The 2,275-nt window shown below is 69.8% G+C and carries 1 pseudogene; it reads right to left on the bottom strand.

The features are described 5' to 3' along the window. Positions 1-126 precede the first annotated feature (126 nt). Positions 127-2,275 (bottom strand): annotated as a pseudogene (locus tag A5622_RS29805) (hypothetical protein); the annotation flags it as partial.

Below are 2,275 nucleotides of genomic sequence, written 5' to 3'. Positions count from 1 at the left end.
CCACCCAGACGAAGACGCCCAGCAGTCCCGCGGCGGAGTAATCGCACAGGACACCGAGCAGCTCGTCGGTATGCAGGTGAGGCGAGACGATCACCGTGAGTGCGTTGTCACTGGATACCACCATGGTCAGAACGTCCCGCCTTCGGGAATCACCACGGGCGCACCGCCGTCGAGCACCGGACCGCCCGCCGCCGCGCCGGCCGCCAGCGCCTCGGCCTCGTGCTGGATCAGGTTGATCAGCGCGCCGGTCGCCGCGTACACGTCGGGTGCCAGGTCGCGGAACATCGGCGTGTTCGACGCCGTGGTGCGCGTCGGCACCGTGGTGAACGCCCCGCCGGGGGTGGCCCCGGCCATGTCCGCCGGAAGATACTGCGCCGCAACGTCGCGGATGGTGGTCAGCCACTCGATCGCCGCCGCGGCGCGTGCGTCGGCGGTCTGGGCCTCGGCGACCCCGGGCACCCGGGACTGCACGCCGGGTGTACTCGAGATCCCTTGCAGGAATTCACGTAGCAGCCCCTGGGCGGACAGCGCGACGATGCCGCTCGCGGGGTCTTGCGAATGCGCGTCGTAGAGCTCGCGCAGCACGCTGTAGGGCCGCAGCGATCGCATCACCGGCGGCTCGTGCGATTGCGCGATCGCCAGCAGGATCGATTCCAGCACCGCGGGCAACCAGTCGTAGGGGGCATGGAACGCCGACGGCGGCGTCAGCAGCGGGTTCGGGAAGTTCAGCCACTGCCCGCTGTCGGCGTCGTAGATCCGCACCGGCTCGGTGAACGGCGACGCCGGGATCTGGATGCGGCCCAGCAGCTGACCGACGAACCAGCCGCCGGTCATGGTGCGCCGCTGCTCATCGGTCATCGGCAGGGACGCCGAAAGCGGGCGGGAGCGACGGTATTTCCAGAAGGCGCCGCGCCCGGGCCCCGCGGTCTGCGCCCACTGCTGGGCGGCGGGCTTGAGCACCGAGTCGAACGCCAGCGGCGAATAGTTCGGATACGAGCCGAAGATGTCGATGCGGGTCACGCTGTCCTCGTCGGACAGCGAACGCCCGTAGTTGTCCTTCGTCGCCTGGTCGATGCGCGGATTGTTGCGGATCACCTCGAACAGTTCCCGGTCGACGGGTTGACCGGCGAACGGAATCTCGGAGAACTTGTAGCGGTACTCGGTCTGCTGACCGGGGTGCACCCGCTGCAGGGCCTGGTCGTTGACGCTGGCCAGCGGTCGCGCCAACGACAGCGCCTCGGCGAACTTGGTGGCGATGTCGCGACGGCGCGTCACCAGTTCGGACTCCGAGGCGCCCGCGCCCTGCACGTAGTCGCGCAGCGACACCTTGCAGAATTCCGCGAACGACTCCCCGGGCCGCTCGACGTACAGCCGGGCCCGGCGCAGCAATTCGACTGGGCGGGTGTGGATGTCGAACTGCGCGATCGAGGGCACCCGGGCGCGGCCCGTCTCGGGGTCGGTGCCCAGCGCGCGGGTGACCCAGGTGGCGGTGCGCTCGATCAACCCGCCGGGTGCGGCCACACCGCCGGTGGTCTGCCACTCGCCCAGGATCACCCGCGCGGTCGCCTCCTCGATGGCCGACTGCAGCGGGATCATCGCGTTGGCGCCGGCCACCGCCTTGGGCAGATCGGCCTCGTAGCGTCCCTTGAAGGCGGTCGAATTGATCAGCAGCACTTCATTGTTCGCTTCGGCGAACCGGCTGGGCACCAGCTCGTCGGCGTCCGCCGGCCAGGCCGCGTACTGATCGGTGGCCAGGCGGGCCAGCCCGACGTCGGTGGGCGGCTCCGAACGGGCGATCTCCAGCTGAATCATGGCCTCGCTGAGCCGATCCCGCAGCGGCACCAGCAGTTCCACACCCACCACGCGCATCACGTCGGCGATGCGGGCGGCCGCGTCGGCGAACAGCTGACGGCGCACCGTCGCGCGGAATCCGTCCACCACGGCCGCCACCACCTGGTCGGTGTTCGTCATCACCCCGTGCAGGGACCTCAGTCCGGCGTCCACCTGCGGCGAGATCGCCACGATGTCGGGCGGGCCCATGTTGCCCAGCTGCGCAACCCCGGCGGTCAGCTGGTCGTCGATGTGGCGGCGCAGCTGATCGACCACTTCACGCGCAAAGGGCAGCCCCAGCGACGCGATGCCCGCGCCGACCACCTTTTCGAGCCGGTTGGCGAAGTCCTGGTGCCACTGAAAAGCCATGGCGTAGGCCGCATCCGCGCACGCCCGGATCAACTCAGCGCGCCGGTTCTGCACGGCTTGGCGCATGATCGGCACC

Source organism: Mycobacterium sp. 1245801.1 (assembly GCF_001673055.1).
Lineage (GTDB): Bacteria > Actinomycetota > Actinomycetes > Mycobacteriales > Mycobacteriaceae > Mycobacterium > Mycobacterium europaeum_A.
This window is presented reverse-complemented; position numbering and strand designations above follow the sequence as displayed.